The organism is Mucilaginibacter sp. 21P, assembly GCF_019331605.1.
GTDB classification, from domain to species: Bacteria; Bacteroidota; Bacteroidia; order Sphingobacteriales; family Sphingobacteriaceae; genus Mucilaginibacter; species Mucilaginibacter achroorhodeus.
This window is the reverse complement of the sequence record NZ_CP063061.1, coordinates 2511920-2527225: the sequence shown is the minus strand read 5'-3', so window position 1 is coordinate 2527225 and position 15306 is coordinate 2511920. Positions and strand designations below refer to the sequence as shown.

Annotated in this window: 11 protein-coding genes; 4 read left to right on the top strand and 7 right to left on the bottom strand. The window is 40.4% G+C overall.

The genetic code is table 11. From position 1 onward, the window contains the following. The first annotated feature begins 379 nt into the window (after nucleotides 1–379). Nucleotides 380–916: a helix-turn-helix domain-containing protein gene (locus INP83_RS11530; RefSeq protein ID WP_219124102.1), complete on the top strand. Its 537-nt coding sequence runs from the start codon at nucleotides 380–382 to the stop codon at nucleotides 914–916. Nucleotides 917–1060: 144 nt separating this feature from the next. On the opposite strand, the gene INP83_RS11525 is transcribed toward INP83_RS11530, so the two are convergent. Together INP83_RS11525 and INP83_RS21370 are read right to left on the bottom strand one after the other, a co-directional pair. Continuing rightward, nucleotides 1061–1294: a hypothetical protein gene (locus INP83_RS11525; RefSeq protein WP_219124101.1), complete on the bottom strand. Its 234-nt coding sequence runs from the start codon at nucleotides 1292–1294 to the stop codon at nucleotides 1061–1063. Next, the gene (locus tag INP83_RS21370; protein WP_370630618.1) at nucleotides 1291–1470 is read right to left on the bottom strand and encodes a S1/P1 nuclease; all 180 of its coding nucleotides are present in this window, start codon (nucleotides 1468–1470) and stop codon (nucleotides 1291–1293) included. The genes INP83_RS11525 and INP83_RS21370 overlap by 4 nt, the downstream gene beginning before the upstream one ends. A gap of 518 nt (nucleotides 1471–1988) precedes the next feature. On the opposite strand from INP83_RS21370, the gene INP83_RS11515 reads away from it, so the two are divergent. Both INP83_RS11515 and INP83_RS11510 read left to right on the top strand, forming a co-directional pair. After that, a complete protein-coding gene (locus tag INP83_RS11515; RefSeq protein WP_219124099.1) occupies nucleotides 1989–2846 on the top strand; it encodes an AraC family transcriptional regulator in 858 nt (285 codons plus the stop codon). A gap of 77 nt (nucleotides 2847–2923) precedes the next feature. Beyond that, nucleotides 2924–4117, top strand: coding sequence for an NAD(P)/FAD-dependent oxidoreductase (locus INP83_RS11510; protein WP_219124098.1), 1194 nt, complete (start codon nucleotides 2924–2926; stop codon nucleotides 4115–4117). Between the two features lie 1156 nt (nucleotides 4118–5273). On the opposite strand, the gene INP83_RS11505 is transcribed toward INP83_RS11510, so the two are convergent. Then, nucleotides 5274–6275 carry a hypothetical protein gene (locus INP83_RS11505; RefSeq protein WP_219124096.1) on the bottom strand — a complete coding sequence of 334 codons (1002 nt, stop codon included), beginning with the start codon at nucleotides 6273–6275 and terminating at the stop codon, nucleotides 5274–5276. Nucleotides 6276–6285: 10 nt separating this feature from the next. Next, entirely contained in the window at nucleotides 6286–7590 is a 1305-nt protein-coding gene (locus INP83_RS11500) for a hypothetical protein (RefSeq protein WP_219124094.1), read from the bottom strand. A gap of 34 nt (nucleotides 7591–7624) precedes the next feature. Between INP83_RS11500 and INP83_RS11495 the strand changes: the two genes are divergently transcribed. Continuing rightward, nucleotides 7625–7978 carry a hypothetical protein gene (locus INP83_RS11495; RefSeq protein ID WP_219124092.1) on the top strand — a complete coding sequence of 118 codons (354 nt, stop codon included), beginning with the start codon at nucleotides 7625–7627 and terminating at the stop codon, nucleotides 7976–7978. Nucleotides 7979–8016: 38 nt separating this feature from the next. Here INP83_RS11495 and INP83_RS11490 read toward each other — a convergent pair whose 3' ends face one another. The 3 genes from INP83_RS11490 to INP83_RS11480 are packed head-to-tail and all read right to left on the bottom strand — an operon-like array spanning nucleotide 8017 to nucleotide 15254. Further along, complete coding sequence (locus INP83_RS11490) at nucleotides 8017–8202, bottom strand: hypothetical protein (protein ID WP_219124090.1); 186 nt, start codon at nucleotides 8200–8202, stop codon at nucleotides 8017–8019. A 52-nt stretch (nucleotides 8203–8254) separates the two neighbouring features. Then, nucleotides 8255–8956 carry a hypothetical protein gene (locus INP83_RS11485; protein ID WP_219124089.1) on the bottom strand — a complete coding sequence of 234 codons (702 nt, stop codon included), beginning with the start codon at nucleotides 8954–8956 and terminating at the stop codon, nucleotides 8255–8257. Further along, nucleotides 8901–15254: a hypothetical protein gene (locus INP83_RS11480; RefSeq protein ID WP_219124087.1), complete on the bottom strand. Its 6354-nt coding sequence runs from the start codon at nucleotides 15252–15254 to the stop codon at nucleotides 8901–8903. Before INP83_RS11480 ends, INP83_RS11485 begins: the two co-directional genes overlap by 56 nt. Nucleotides 15255–15306: the final 52 nt, after the last annotated feature.

Sequence of the window (15306 nt, the reverse complement as noted above, 5' to 3'; positions counted from 1 at the left end):
AAAAGCGAAACGTTAGTCGTGTTCCACTTAGTTCTATTCGATGTTTCCTATCAGTATCCATACATACGTTATATGATACCGAAAACATAAGGAAAGGGCCGCCATTCGCTTATTTGCCGAGAAGGCGTAGGACAGCCACTGCCTAAGCAGCCGAACACAAATAAGCAGGCGACCCAAATCCTTATGCTATACAAAGATAGCATAGGAATTGAGTACATACCTACTCCCGCGTTCGAATGTCCTACTTTTCTCCGCAAGATTTTCGGTATAACCTCAAAACCAATTCTTTTTTAAGCAAATATAGAATTAATTTTTAAATATGCAAATTAACAGTCAAATAACTTTATATATACATATAATTGTTATCCTCTTTTGAGTGATGAGCAAACACTCTGCTGACAGCAAAAAGGATAAAAAAATAAAATTATCATCTGTTACCAAAATTATTGGTCAACGACTCAAAAAAAAACGAATATCATTAAAATATTCCCTGAGTGATGTCTCCGAAATGATCGGAATATCTACTGCGACAATTGTGGATATGGAAAATGGGTATACTAGCGATATAAATTACTACATCACTTATGCTCTTACATTGTTTTATCCTTTGAAGGAACTTTTTGATTTAGAATTACATTATGGACCTAGATTCCCCCTATCCGAAAAAAAGAAGGCTAGGATATATTTAACCGATACTATAAAAGCGCTTTTCATAAAAGATAATTTCTTTTCCCAAAATCGTTCTGTAGACGACGTAGCACAGCGATTAATAAAACAGAAAACCATAATGTCAATTACGGCGTCAATTCGATCCCAGATATCAAGAATACTTCTGACATTAGTTGATAGGGAATTACTTAAAGTTTCGGGCAAATCAGGTCGAAAAAAACTATATATTAGAAAAACTTTCGAATAAACAACGTTTCTAATTAGCGTAAAATTGCGCTACATAAAAACGTTAAAATCCTTCTTTTGTCATTATTTAAACTATAAACAGGAGGCGGTGTAATAGTGTACCATTAATCTGATATCCTTTAAAAATCTCGTTTATAACAGCAGCCTAACGAATTTCCGCTTTTTCAACTTCATCGTTTAATATAGCGATATGCGCTTGGTAAAATTGATCTTGAAGTTTGTTTCCCCTCAGAAATTCTTTATAGATAATACTGCTGATTGTAACTTTCCCAAAGCCATTCCATAGGGCCAACGCTTGTTTATCTTTTATTTCTTCCGGCGTTGCTTTATTAATGTCAATTTCCCACTGGTCAAAAGATTTGTTGTGTATACGGATCAAATGGCTGTTACATAAAGAATGCAAATTGGTTCCTTTTCCTTTGTACTATAATTGATGGTATTTTCACCTTTGTCTTCCGCCGTACTCACGTGCTTTGGTTGGTGTAGGTCGCCAATCAAATGAACAATAAGTTTTAAAGCTACAACTTTTTGTTTCTTCGTCCTGTCCGATTGGATAATCTCATATTCGTTTTTTTAGTAACGCATTGCAAAGTTTATTGTCATTCGATCCAATGGCCTGTTCAATTGGATTGAATGTAAGACTGTCAGGAATATTTAGATAATGCCATTTATCGATAGACCGGTAAGCAGGTTGCTTTTTTACCTGGTCGGCCCAGGAGGGACTACTAGCTAAACTCGTATCTCTAAGCAATTTTTTAGTGCCTGATTTGCTTGAGGCTTAAGTTATTTAAACGCTATAGTTGCAATGGTTTTATGACCTACGATTCCCTACGATATGAGAGCGAACGCAGTGATAAAAATTATCGTTGTCAAAAGTCTTTTTTAGCACGAAGGTATTTCAATAATTAGATTTACAGAACGCAATTTATCGTTAAGAAATTGTTTTACCCAGCCAAAATAGTAATCCTCATTGTCCGGACTAATAAAATACTGAAAAGCTATGCTGCTATAAATCGATATTTCACTACCGTGCTCCGAAAATTGCGAATATATTTCATCTTTGCTTTAAATTGATGCCAACGAAAAGCAATCACATACCAACTTACACGTTGCCGCCGGGAACCGGTTCAGGCATCATGATAATGCGAAATTCGTTTGACGGTTCGATGGATATTGACCACGTCGATCGTCCACACCGGGACGGAGGCTATACCTTCATCTTACAGGAAAAAGGTATTATGCACATCGAGATCGACTTTCAATCCCATCGAGTAGAATCACCTGCAGTTATCTTCATCCGACAGGGCCAGGTGCACCGCGTGATCGGTTTCGAGCATGCGACAATCAGCACCTGGATGGTGACTGAAGAGAACCTTCGTCCGGAATACCTTAACCTTTTGAACAACCTCGCGCCTGTGAACGCCTTAACGTTGAGTGAACAAGGACGTGCCACCCTCACAGCCATCGCCGCGATGTGCTTACGGATATTTGAAGGCAAAGAGGAGAAATTACATCATACCATCCTTCAAGATGCTTGCAATACCCTGGTCGGAGTAACAGCATCACAGTACGTGGCGCACACTTTGGCAAAGCCCAATCATAATCGGTTTGAGGTAGTCACTAATGCTTTCAGGCAAACGCTGGAACAACGATTCAAATCGGTGAAGCGTCCGGCCGACTATGCCGCCATGCTTAACCTTTCTATAGCTTATCTTAATGAATGTGTAAAGTCCAGCAGTGGACGCACGGTTACCAACCATATCCATGAGCGCGTGGTTCTGGAAGCCAAGCGCCTGCTCTGTCATTCTGACAAATCGGTGAAAGAGATCGCCGCTGAATTGGGCTACGACGATTATTCATATTTTACAAGATTGTTTGTCAAAATTGCTGGTATGACACCATTGACGTTTCGCAACCATCACCGCGTTTAGTGCTATACTTACCACTTGTCACCATTTTTTTCGCTATCAAAACCACATTTCTTTGTGCCTATTAAAAATGAAATGTAATGGAAGTAGCAACAAATTTGATAAATGAAAAGAAAATAGCCGTTGTAGGCGGCGGTCCTGGTGGTTTGACATTGGCTAGGCTTTTACAAATGAAGGGTGCAGACGTGAATGTATATGAACGTGATTTCAGCCAAGCCTCACGTGTGCAAGGAGCGATAGTGGATTTACACTTTGATTCGGGATTGGAAGCAATGGAAGCCTCCGGATTGCTGGATGCATTCAAGGCAAATTACATGGTTGGAGCTGATAAATACCGACTAGTTGATCCACAAGCGAACATCCTGCTGGATGAGGATAATCAATGTGATCATATCACATTTGGCGACCCCGCCTTCCGACCGGAAATAGACAGGGGTGCACTGCGCGATCTGTTAATCGAAGGGCTTTTGCCTGGTACTATGATTTGGGACAGTCAATTAGTGCAACTAAGACCGGAAGCTGGGGGATGGAAACTGGAATTCAATAACGGTAGCAGTGCAAATGCGGATATAGTGATTGGTGCTGATGGCTATCGTTCCAAAGTCCGCCCCTACCTGACAGAAGTGAAAACAAAATACTCCGGCGCGACGATCATTCAGGGCGAGATCGATCATCCTGAAACGGCGTGTCCTGAAATCTACAGCTTACTGAATCAGGCCAATCTCATGGCAATGGGTAATGGTAAAACAATTGTGGTACAGCCCAGAGGCGATGGCGGCCTGACTTTTTATGCCGCATCAATGTATCCAGAAAACTGGGCCGAAGCGAGTGGTATCGACTTTGGTGATCCGGAAGATGTCTATACTTATTTGACTAACTTTTACAACGGTTGGCATCCCGCGTTCTTTACGCTTTTTAAAGCCTGCGAGAAGTTTGTCGTTCGGCCGCTTAACTATTTCCCCTTGGACGAAAGATGGGCTACTAAAGGAAATCTAACCCTGCTGGGTGATGCGGCGCATTTAATGCCACCTAATGGTGAAGGTGTTAATCTAGCCATGTTGGATGCGCTGGACCTAAGTAAATGTGTGACAAACCCCAGTTACGCCGATCTACAAAGCGCGATTGCCGCTTACGAAGACCGCATGATCTCCAGAGCTGCCGCACTAACTGCAGAAACCTTGGAAGGGATCGAAGACTTTGCTGCGCCAACTGACGCATCCGTGCAGAAGCTAATTGAAATGCTTGGCCGAAAAGAAGGTCAGGATAGAGCTTAAAATATTTTAAAGAGGAAGTGCAAAATCGGCAGCAATTTAATGAGGGATAGTTGAGGCTATGGAACCATCATATATCAAACACGCGTCAGCATATCTCAAACGTAAGTGGCCCATCCATATTTTTAAAGAACAGCACAATACTTTATTGCTATTTAACTCGTTTGATCGCCTAGACCTATCAGCTGTAAATTGCGCTACAAAAAGCTCTTCAGTTAAGCCCGAAGACACTTTGCCAACCCGCTTTAAACCGCTGCCTGCAACCTATGGACTGTGCTGCAGATTTATCTGCCATTACTGGCATGTGTGAGGATTACAGAGCATCTTAGTTCCTTGATAAAGAGACCACGGTAATATCGAAAACCCTGGCCTGTGCTTGGCTATGCAGACAAAGGGCAACCTTTCCGAATCTGATGGGCTTGCCATTTGAAATAAATGGATAGGTAAAGTAGAGAGTAAAGAAGTGACCGAAGGTCATTTCGTATCGGAAAAAGCATCAACTTAGAAAGTAATAGGCATGCGGCTTTCCTCAGGTGATTTCTATTATGCAGATTGTAAAGGCCATCTGGGATGGTCGGCGCAGGTTATAAGATGAAGCTACAGAGCGTAGAAGCTAAGTGAGTTGGTCAACTCGTGACGTATACTTTTTGTTCCATAATCATTTTGATATTAAAGTAATTAAGGGTATTTCCGTTAAAGAGCTTCAACCTTTGAGGTTGCACATCCTATTATGGCACAAAGATTTGATTCAGACGAGAAAAATCCTTTAAATTATCACAAAATGCTCTACAAAAGATAATAAATAGTTATCTATTGTTGGGCACTCATATCGCATGTAACATGGCCAGAAGAATATTATTTGTAGACGCTTTCGACCCTCACATCAGTTTTACCTCAACAAAATAGCGTTCATAGGAAACTATGACCACTTTCTGGATGATTTTCCTACCTGAGCAGTGATCTCGGACGAAAAGATTATGAGTCTTCTATTGTAGCCCCTTTTGCTACCGGCACAATCGCTATTTGCGATTTACAGAGGCCAATTTAAGACTATTTTGCGATTGGGTCAAGAGAAGGCTGTTACATATTTGTTACTTGGAAATAATTTCCGGCTCCTTATATCATTGAATAGACTTGTATTAGGGAGCAACATTTTCGATTAGAATAGATCTGTTAAACCTTCGATTTTAATGCTCACCAAATTATCGGTTGCAAAGCTAAATTGCATTCGATCCTCTTTTTTTATCGGTTCATTTGAGGACAGATCTTTCATATAACGTTTTTGCACTACACGATCATGTGTTTCTTGTAGATTTAATTGTATATATGGTGCCACGCGCATGTCTAATGATTTGCCCATATTCGCTTCGGTTAACTCTGATCCTGGTACAATAATTTGAAACATGAAACGCCCCACTGACAAACAGAATAACATCTGCGGCAAATCTGGCGAATTTAGATCTGATCGTCTCCGGAACAACTGCGCGAATGGCCGGGCGATAACCATTTCTGTTTCTGTTACGTTGGCTTTAAATAAATGTCGGACTTCAGGGTATTTTTCGGGTTCCTGCAATATCTTAAACGCAAGTGCATAATTTGAAATGTCCTTTTCTGGCATTATTCCCAAAGCCATTTTTAAAAGGGACAAGTAAACATTATCTGGGCGATATATTTGTGAATCCAGGTTAATTTTTGCCTGGCCACTCTCCATATCTACTTTAAAATCCTCCCCTTCACGCTTTTGAAAAACATAAAATGCTTCAGGTCCGATTTTTTTCACTCCAACCTGGCCAGAGCCTGACTCAAAACCAGGTGCCTTTCGCTCCGTTAAAAGATGATCAAAGGTCCTTGCAGTTCCTAAAAAACAAGACAAATCAGTTTCCCGTGTGCCGAAAAGTCTATTGCAGGTATCGCATTCATCATGACTATAGTAGTTATAATTGCCTAAAAGCTTCGACAGCATGTGCGTATTTTCCTTAAACTTTGTCTCCTGGCGAGATCTTTTACAAAAACGACAATGAGTAATGTCCTTTTTCAAGCGCCTGGCTTCCTTCAGATTTTCTTCTAATGATCCTTGGTATACATAAGGGTCATAAGACTGTCGAAAGGTGTCTGCAATCTGCCTATCCTCTTTGGCTATATATACAAATGTCTTTTCCATTAAAGGTCAATTATGTTTTCGGATGTTCAGATTCGGTATACTCAAACTTTTTCATGTCTGTGAACCAACCGAGAGTTTTGCAATCCGTTAAAATATCTTGCTCATACGCTGACGGAAATTGAATTTCTGGCAAATAGTAAAAATAGAATCCTTGCATAAACCCAGAGGTCCCGATTGTTAACAACTTACTTGGCTGATAGCCATCGTGAATTAAATGTGCGGCTGCAGCAATTTCTAAAAATCGTGGAAGATATTGAGGAATAGCTCTTGATTTATGGAGCCAAAGAAAAAGAAAAGCTGTGTTTCCAATCTTTTGATAACGTCGGGCCATATAGTCTGGCCCCTTTTCGGCATTATCCTGAACAAAACCCAAAAAGCTTTTTCCCAGAATCCGACGTTCAAATCGGTTCAGGGATAATAAGTCAAGGGACATATCCTTTGCCCAATCTGGTTCAGCGCGAAGTAGTTCATTTTCTACCAGTTTGTCAATGAAATAGCTGAACTTATCCGCTGCCTTTTTTTGTTTTACCTTTTCTTCTGCTATAAATCCATCCCATCCCCCGTTTAGGTCGAGGTATACTCCGGAGGCTGTACTGTCAGTCAACTGCGTTGAAAATTTACGTTCATTGCGCAAATAATGGGCCAGCAGGTCTGCCTCGGTTCCTGATAAAATAAGCCTGGGTATAATTGTTGGATCGGCGTCCGGGTCACGAGAAAAAAATTGATTAGCAGTATCAACATCGAAATCGTCCTCGGGACCTGGCAATAAATAAGCACTTTTTCCAGCCAAAAGCTTTTCGCGGCTATTCAAATATTCTATTAAATCAGGAATTGTATCCAACTCACCTATCAATTTCACGAAGGCTTCTTTGTCCATCACAGTGACATAACCTCCTGTATTTGTTTCTGTGTGAAATGGATAAAAACGAACCATTTCACCTAAGTTGACTATTAACCTTATAATGTGGGGGTGCTTCTCCTTTTCAAAGCGTTCCTCCGGACGATCAGGGTGCCGAATGAATATATCCCGTTGTCCATATAATTTACGCTCAGCACCATACAACTGAGAGGTCGCCTTCTCCAAAGTATTGCGAAAATATCGGTCATATTTTCCGTTGAATTCATAGTTTTTTACTGAGATTAATAGGCAGGTATCCCGAAATAATATCATCAGGTCAACAATTTCCTTACGATCCCCAAATTCATCACAAGGGCCTGGATAGCACCAATATTTAAGATAAGTTTTGTAGGCGAGATTATTCACAAACTCCTCTCCGAGATTGCCTTTATCGATTTCGTCCTTCAAATTGTCCATGATCTAAGATAAGAAAAATTGTAAATTAGCTCGTATGAACAGAACTGACAAGACTGTGGCCTTTTCATGGTTTGATGATGAGAAGGAATACGGCATCATTGCCGCAATCAAATCGGTGGATGAAGATTTTATTATTGAAAATATGGAATCGACTACATATGTCGGATTTACGTATGAAATTGGCGTTACCAGTCATCCTGCCTTACCTGAAGAAATTACGGTAAATTTCGAAGGAATGACATTTATAGTTTTCTTGGGAGATTGCGCACTTGGCGTCGTTCGGAATAGTTATTGGAGTGAACTGCCAGACGAGGGCTTTTTTCAGCATCTAAAAGTTAATGTACTCGAAATATTACTGCTCAACGGAGATGAAGGGGTATACCATTAAGTTTCTACTTAGTGGTATGGTCAGCCCCTTGTATTATATTAATTATCTTTTTTATCAGCGTTATTCTTTGCTTGATTTTGCTCTTGAATTTTCAAAAACTCAATTTCGGTTTTTAGATCAATCACTTTCTGGCGTTGCGCCTGATAATTTTTTGAACTTGGGCGAATGCCATCCAATATATACTGTTCCTGGTTTAAACGCTTTTGTATTTCGAATTTTCTCATTATGTTAAAGTGAATGGTCAACATACGACCAATCAGGTTAAAATTACGCAATTTACTCGGTTCCAAGATCACCTTCAACCGATGATCCTTTTGACGATTGATCCATGGCTAATGCGATTTCCAATTCATCTATTGCTTTACTTTGACGCTCAAGCTCCTTTCGTAGCTTTTCTATAACGGCTTTATTGATTAATGCCTTATCATTTCCGAGTTTATCAAGTCCATAATAATATTGAACACGCCCGGCTAATCCTTTTATGCCATCAATCAAAGACACTTCTTCCTCGTTTAACATTGTTGGCAGTGACTCGCGCCAACTTTCGAGATTGGCCCAATCAGTTTCTAACGTCTGGGTGTACAACAAAAGGCCCATCATAAGATTAGCTGTTTCGTGAATAGTTGCACCCGACTTATGCCATGGATCTTTTCCCCTGAATAAATAGGCTGACCAGGTATGGTCCCTGGAATTGCCTATTTCTTGCAAAAGGCGGATGGCCGATTCTAAGTCCGTCAATGGTCTTAGTGCTCTTGGTGCATTGGCGCGATTCTTCCAGATCTTTAAAATAAGCTCCACGCATTCCTTTTCAAGCGCTTTTTTTGACTTGCCTTCGGCCAACTCTGCTGTTTTCATCAGTTCTGCCAAATGATATGAGAGCCAATGCCCTAAAACATCATGTGATTGCTCCTGACCAAGTTGCTCAACGATTTTCCGGCCTAAGTTTAAAATCTCCTTCGACTGTTTTGACGGTTCCATCAGATTCAATTAAGTATATATTTTTAAATTCAATATCGAGACGTTCATCATTCTTTGAATATGACCGCCGGCTCTCATCCCTATCAACTTTAATTTCTACCAACAGACTAAAATCGTGGTCTTTCAAATAATTTAGTATGACTCCAGGGCTCACACTTAGCCTTTGCCCATCAGTTTCAATATTGTGATAATCAGGATACGGGGTGCTGTCATCCCAATTTTCGAAGTGCGCAATACTGTTAAGTTTTCCGTCCCTCACCCAACGAAAATCTTTTGAAAGCTCGAACTTACCCCATTTCATAAATAAATCGCCAACCTTTAAATAATGCTGTTTTATATGATTAGCCAGTGGATCGAGTCTGTCATGGACTTCGTTACGCCCGCCTACGTCATAATACCATCCCTTTAGCACAAAGCCGTCTTCATTGATCTCATGACTGTCTTCATCTTCTTCCGGTAGTTTATACCGATGTAAGGGCATGTCGTGCAAAGCATAAAGCAGTGATTGTCCTGTCATTTTTCTTACCAAAGCCGAGTTAAGATGAACAGTTTCGTAATAAGACCCGTAAGTTAATTTAATAATGGCCGCTACGGTTAAAAAACCCGTAGCGGTTTGGAGAAAGCTAAGAACATGATCATTGTTAATCGACTTTTCCCAATCATCGGGTCGTTCAGAACGGTGCAAAATGGGATCGATTGGTGTGACGTCCCTTAAATCAAAAAGCCATAGCTGGTCGTATGTCGTATTCCAATCTTCGAGCCATTCTTTCAGGTTCGCGGCACTTTTTCCTGCGGAGGAAGATTCTTTAACCAAACGAGTCGCTACACAAAACATCGCGTGAAACTCGAAATAATGCCTCAGCTTTTCTACTTCTGGAATATCGCCATGGCTATTTGATGTGGAATTATAAGCGCGATCATTTGTATCTACGTGATCATCTTCATTAACATCTCCGTTATAGTTCCAATCTCCAGTGATGACCTCATTGGCTCTGTTTGCAATGGTTAAATAAGGAATGTCGAAAACCTGGCAAAGTGGCTGATACCAATATGGTATGGTATCGGTGGTGTCAAATCGGAATTTTAAGTCATTTGGGGAAATAAGAGAACTTGCCTTGATTCCTATTTTCTTTTGGCCGGGTTTGGGTTTTAAAGCAAATTCGATTTCTAATAGCTGTTCCGCTGAATAGGTGCCGGAATAGGTTGACTGAATTGAAAGACAAAATTGCTGTATATGATAAATAATAAGGGAATGGGGTAAACTTTTGTCCTGTAAAGATTGAAAGGCGACCGCGGCAAATTGTTCGATGTCATTTAATTTTTCTTCTGCGGCTTTTTTCATGAAAATCCATAGCCACAATTTTGCGGACATCCAGTAAAATGTGTAAGGCGTGTGCTGAAATGGAATAGCAAGTTTGTCATTCTGCAAGGATAGCAGTGGCTGCAATAAGGAAAGGTCACCCATTCTTCCTGCTAACCGAAGTCCGTGAATTGTGCGCCAACGAAGCTCTTTTCTTGGGTGACCCAGAATATACCTAATTAGTCCAGCAGCCGCATTTTGAGAATCATCAGAGACATTAAATTTTTCCTCCCATAGGTTAGTTTGCCAATCTAACGGCATTTTGGCGATCCATCGATTCAGAACCCATTCGATAATTGAAATAAGTTGATCCTCTGTTAAACTCAATTTTGTAAATTTTGCAAGGTGATAGATCATTTCTGCATCCATCCGCTCAATATTTTTGGAGAGAATGACCTTGATAGCTTGCGCAAGCTGATCGTCCGTTGCGTCAAAAAGGTTCGCTATTTTCTTCAAACCTGGAATATTATATAAATCCTGATGCTCAATATATGCCGGAAATACACGTTGCAAATAAGGAAGAAAGTTTAGTAATTTCCATTCAGGGAGTCCAGGGTGATCTTTCCAGAGTTCTAATGTATCTTTAAGTAATCGCTCTCTGTCATAATTTCCAATAATGTCGTTCTCCAACTCACTGACAAGATTTAAGAAGGGCAGAAATTGTCCAATACTGCAGGCTTGCCGCATCGCCAGTAAATAGTCTAAAACTGAACCTTCTTCCTTCGTCAACCATCCTGCAATATTTTTATGAAGGGACGGAATATCAGCCCAATCTATGTCAGGTATCGAAATGCCTGATTTACCCGTTAAATTTATGACCTCTCGGAAATCAGTTTCTTCGTAATCACTGGCATCTAAACACGATACGCTTTCATCGATATCCTTATAAAGACTATCATCCTTGCAATTTGCTTCTAAAAGCAACCTTTTCAAATTTTCTAAAATATTACGCTGAAGGTATTTAACGGATTCGAACTTTATTAATCGATAAAAATAGCGTCCTAAAGCAGAAAGTGCTGAAGACTCTTTTAGGTTTTCTTTATCAATCAAAACCTCCAGTTGCCGGTTAAATTCATCGCTATAAACTCCAGCGGCCAATAGGAAAACTGCATGTGTCCCAGGTTTTAAAAAGCCTCTCCTAATTGATGGTGCAATGGAAGTAAGTAGGTGATCTTCTATCTTAACCAAATTAAGATGATCCCAACGTGCCAATGTTGCCCAAACGCCGAAGTGGTCAAGCGCCGCCAAACCACCGATACTTTCCCGCCACGGAAAATTATCCCAGGCGCGTAAACGACTATGAGCAAAGTGTGTAAAATGAGCGTAATCAAAGGAGAGCTTAGGATATCTTCCTGAAATTGAATTTGCGAGTTCACCAATGAATTTAACCTGCTCAAATCCTTCCAAATCCATTTCTCCAACGGTTTCGATCATTCTTTTGAAGTAAGCCCCACCCACAGTTTTGTCCAATCTTCCGCCTATCCGAACGCAACGGAGATAATCATCAATTTTGGCTCCGGCACCTGTTTCTGAATTGAAGATCTTGTCTGCCGCATCTTTTAGTAGATTAAGAGCCACCAAATGCCCAGATGAATTGCGTGAAAGAGTGGTTGCAATATCAAGCCTGACACCTATTGCATTTTCCTTCATTGAGAAACAGGCTAACAAAGCATCACAAAAAGCGCTTTTAGCATTTACGAAAAAAAGAATATCGCTAAAAATTGCCGCATAATGCTGATTAAAGTAAACCAGCTCCCTATTATACCGATAACGTTCATAATTTCGGTATTGAATGTTAGGATATTCTTTAAAAACAGCTAAAAAACTATCTTCAGATATTTTACCTGCAAGAAACCTCGCCCGAGCGGCATACAAGGTTATAATAGGACCGAACAAAATGTCCGCACGCTGGCGTTCTTCTCTGATCGAATTATCCGGTAAATACTTCTCAGGATCGATCGCCTTAATTTTTGAAGAATAAAAATCTTTTATAGAAAGGGCAGTTTCTGTCAAAGCCGCGAAAAGCGCTTTTGTTTTAAAAATGCGGTCAAGCTTTATTAGTTCTTTATCTTCCCGGTAGTTGGATGCGTAAAACTTTGGAAAATACGAGGGGTTGGAAATTCGTATAGCGCTAATTAAGCCCATTATCTCTTCGACAGAATTTCTTTGCCATGCAAGATATTCACCTAACTCAAGTGCTGCGGCATTTCCCTGAGTACCTAATAATTTACGACCAGCAAAGCCGGCAATAAATTCTTTTGCTACATTTCCTCCATCAATAGGTGATTGACGACCTGAACGAAAATATGTTCTTGTTATATTGATTTTTGCCGGCAGGTACCAATCAAGTTGCAAAATTGCACTTGTCACCTCGCTTTCCGGAGCTTCGCAAAGCATATGTTGTAAAAAACCTCTGGTTGCAGTTGACATCCGATGGTAGTTGTAACTACCCAAAAAATCCAGGCATGATTTAAGGTTCGTCAATCTGCAAAACGCTTCGGCGGCATAGATAAAATCGGTGGAATTCATGCTAGGTTGCTGAACATCACGCGAATTTTGGCGATCACGCCATTCCATCCAGGATTGTGCAGCTTTGAAATGCTCTTTTGCCTCTGGCAGAGTTTCTTTATTTCTTGCGTAAATTGCTGCGCACCTAAAGTGAACTGGGGCGTACCACTTTAAACGATCTGCCTGAATAAGTTTTTCAATTGTTTGTTGATCTCCATATAATGCAGTTAAATCCCCATTTGAAATCAAAGTTTGCTCCAAGAGATCGTTAGTTTTAGCAGCCTCGGCAGCCACCACCTGCATTTTAAGGAAATCAACAGAATTATTTTCGGCTATACTTAAATTCATTGCCGCCATAGTCCGTTCGATGACCATTTCCTTCAAAACAACAGGATCCTGCGGTACTTTAAGGTACTTTCCGTTAAAAACAATGTCCTTTAAAATATCATACCGTCCTGCCCTCCGAAGCATGTTACCTAAATGCCTGCTGGCATAGGCGTCAGATTCAGCGTTCGTTAAAAAGTAATTTGCAACTTCCTGAATTACCTCATTGGTAAACGGGTATTTCCTCTCTAAATAGTCCTCAAAATCCTCATCCGTTAGATTAAAGTTTCCATTGTTCGGTATGATACCTTGCCCAATATCAGTAGCAATATCGTTTAGCACCTCTTTTGTTGTCGATGTTAGAGAAACCAGTGCATCCATTGAAACTGGTCTTGGCAGCGCAATTAAGTACCTTAAAATAGTATCAACCAATAAACTATTTCCAAGTTTAGTTTTTACAAAATCAATATTAAAATTGATGATATCGTCCAAATTTTTTCCATTTGGTTTCAGTGGCTCAATAATCGAATCAATGCCACTTTCTTTATTCACCAAAGCATAAGTTTGTACCCTGGGTATGCCAAAAGTTAGTTCGTGAAATGCCCTGACTTTATCGAAGTCGAGATTTTCAAAAATTGGATTAATGCGCTCAAATGTTTCCTCTTCTGAAAATGGAAGTAACTCGATCGACACATGATTTGGCAGATTTAAAGACGTAAGGCGATAAGTTCGAGTTGTTACTAATAGCCTGCAGTTTGAAGGAAATGTAATCCGTAAAAGATCGAGTACAAAAGAACGTTCCGCCTTTAGGTTAGCGGCAGCGATACTATTGTCAGCCGCATCAATAACTATTACTAAAATCGCTTCCGAATTCTTTTGCTGTAAAATGGCGGCTGCTTCTTTAACCCGCAAACTAAAATCTCTGAAATACACTTCACTTGGCTGACCGGCAGGCAAAAGGAAAAAATCAGACCCAAGTAAAAGTGCCATTTGGTTTGACAGCTGTTTAAGTGCCCACTCCGGTTTGTGTCGCGCGTCATCGGGATCGAGATAAGTACCACCGCCATAACAGTCAAACAGGAGAACCTCGGAACCTTCAGGTAGCTGGCCGCTAAGTTGTTGTACAACGGATGATTTGCCCATACCTGCGCCAGCGTGCAGGCATACTGGTAGCGAACCGGCATTTAACACATTTTCCTTGATTTGACCCAACTGCTTTCTTATAACTAAATTTTTGTGAGGCTCAAACTGTGGTGGTACAGGAAATAATTGCAAGGGTGTTCCTGCATTGAAAACCTTGAGCATGTCAATCATCGTCAACTTGTTATTTTCCCGGTTTTCGGGCATCATTTTTGACGATATTTTAACGTGCAGGGCATTGTAATGATCAATCTGAGTAATAGAATTTACTTTATTAATTGCCCAAATTGTGTCCTCTTTCAAAATTGCTCTCGAACTTGCTCCACAATCTGCAAAGTCCAGTAATGATATAAACAGCGCTACATCCTTTGCCGCCAAACCGGAAGCATTTTTTATTTTTTCAAGGTCGGAAAGAAAAGTTTTGTCGATCTGAGATTTGAGTTTAGCGAATGGCGGCAAACTCCCATCACTAGTAACAATCACTTTTACAGCAGCTATAATATTTAACACCTCTATCGCCACCGGACGGTTGCTGACCAGCTTCAACGTCAATTTTTTTTGAACGGCGATTTCGCCAAACGCCGAAATATGTGATTTAAATACATCACCTAAGCGATGTATAATTGATCCCGCAGATCCAGCTTTTTTACCCTGACAAATTCGGGCAATGGTCCAGGGCATCGTCGGATGGCGAGTACTGTATTTAAGTTGAGAAAATACCAGTTTATTATAGTCTTCAAATTTCTCGCCGCCAAAATATTCTCCTACATCAACCCCAAGAAGTAAGTCCTCGTCAGGATCCAAAATCTTGGCATCTTCGGGTGCAGCACCTTCAATGGTTATTGCTTTTAGGCCATCTTGATTAAAATTGAATAACTCCAATGATTTCCGGATCGACCACAAAATATGGAAATCATCTCCTGCTGAGGACTCGGGGCCATCTGGTGTTTTTTGTTTTTTTGCCATCACAAGGATTTAGGATTTCAAAAATAATAAATATTGTAAGTGCCATTGAAAT

What these genes read in the sequence shown, in the direction of transcription:
- INP83_RS11530 (WP_219124102.1), top strand. Translation starts at nt 380, where the DNA reads ATGAGCAAACACTCTGCTGACAGCAAAAAGGATAAAAAAATAAAATTA.
- INP83_RS11515 (WP_219124099.1), top strand. Translation starts at nt 1,989, where the DNA reads ATGCCAACGAAAAGCAATCACATACCAACTTACACGTTGCCGCCGGGA.
- INP83_RS11510 (WP_219124098.1), top strand. Translation starts at nt 2,924, where the DNA reads ATGGAAGTAGCAACAAATTTGATAAATGAAAAGAAAATAGCCGTTGTA.
- INP83_RS11505 (WP_219124096.1), bottom strand. Translation starts at nt 6,275, where the DNA reads ATGGAAAAGACATTTGTATATATAGCCAAAGAGGATAGGCAGATTGCA.
- INP83_RS11500 (WP_219124094.1), bottom strand. Translation starts at nt 7,590, where the DNA reads ATGGACAATTTGAAGGACGAAATCGATAAAGGCAATCTCGGAGAGGAG.
- INP83_RS11495 (WP_219124092.1), top strand. Translation starts at nt 7,625, where the DNA reads ATGAACAGAACTGACAAGACTGTGGCCTTTTCATGGTTTGATGATGAG.
- INP83_RS11490 (WP_219124090.1), bottom strand. Translation starts at nt 8,202, where the DNA reads ATGAGAAAATTCGAAATACAAAAGCGTTTAAACCAGGAACAGTATATA.
- INP83_RS11485 (WP_219124089.1), bottom strand. Translation starts at nt 8,956, where the DNA reads ATGGAACCGTCAAAACAGTCGAAGGAGATTTTAAACTTAGGCCGGAAA.
- INP83_RS11480 (WP_219124087.1), bottom strand. Translation starts at nt 15,254, where the DNA reads ATGGCAAAAAAACAAAAAACACCAGATGGCCCCGAGTCCTCAGCAGGA.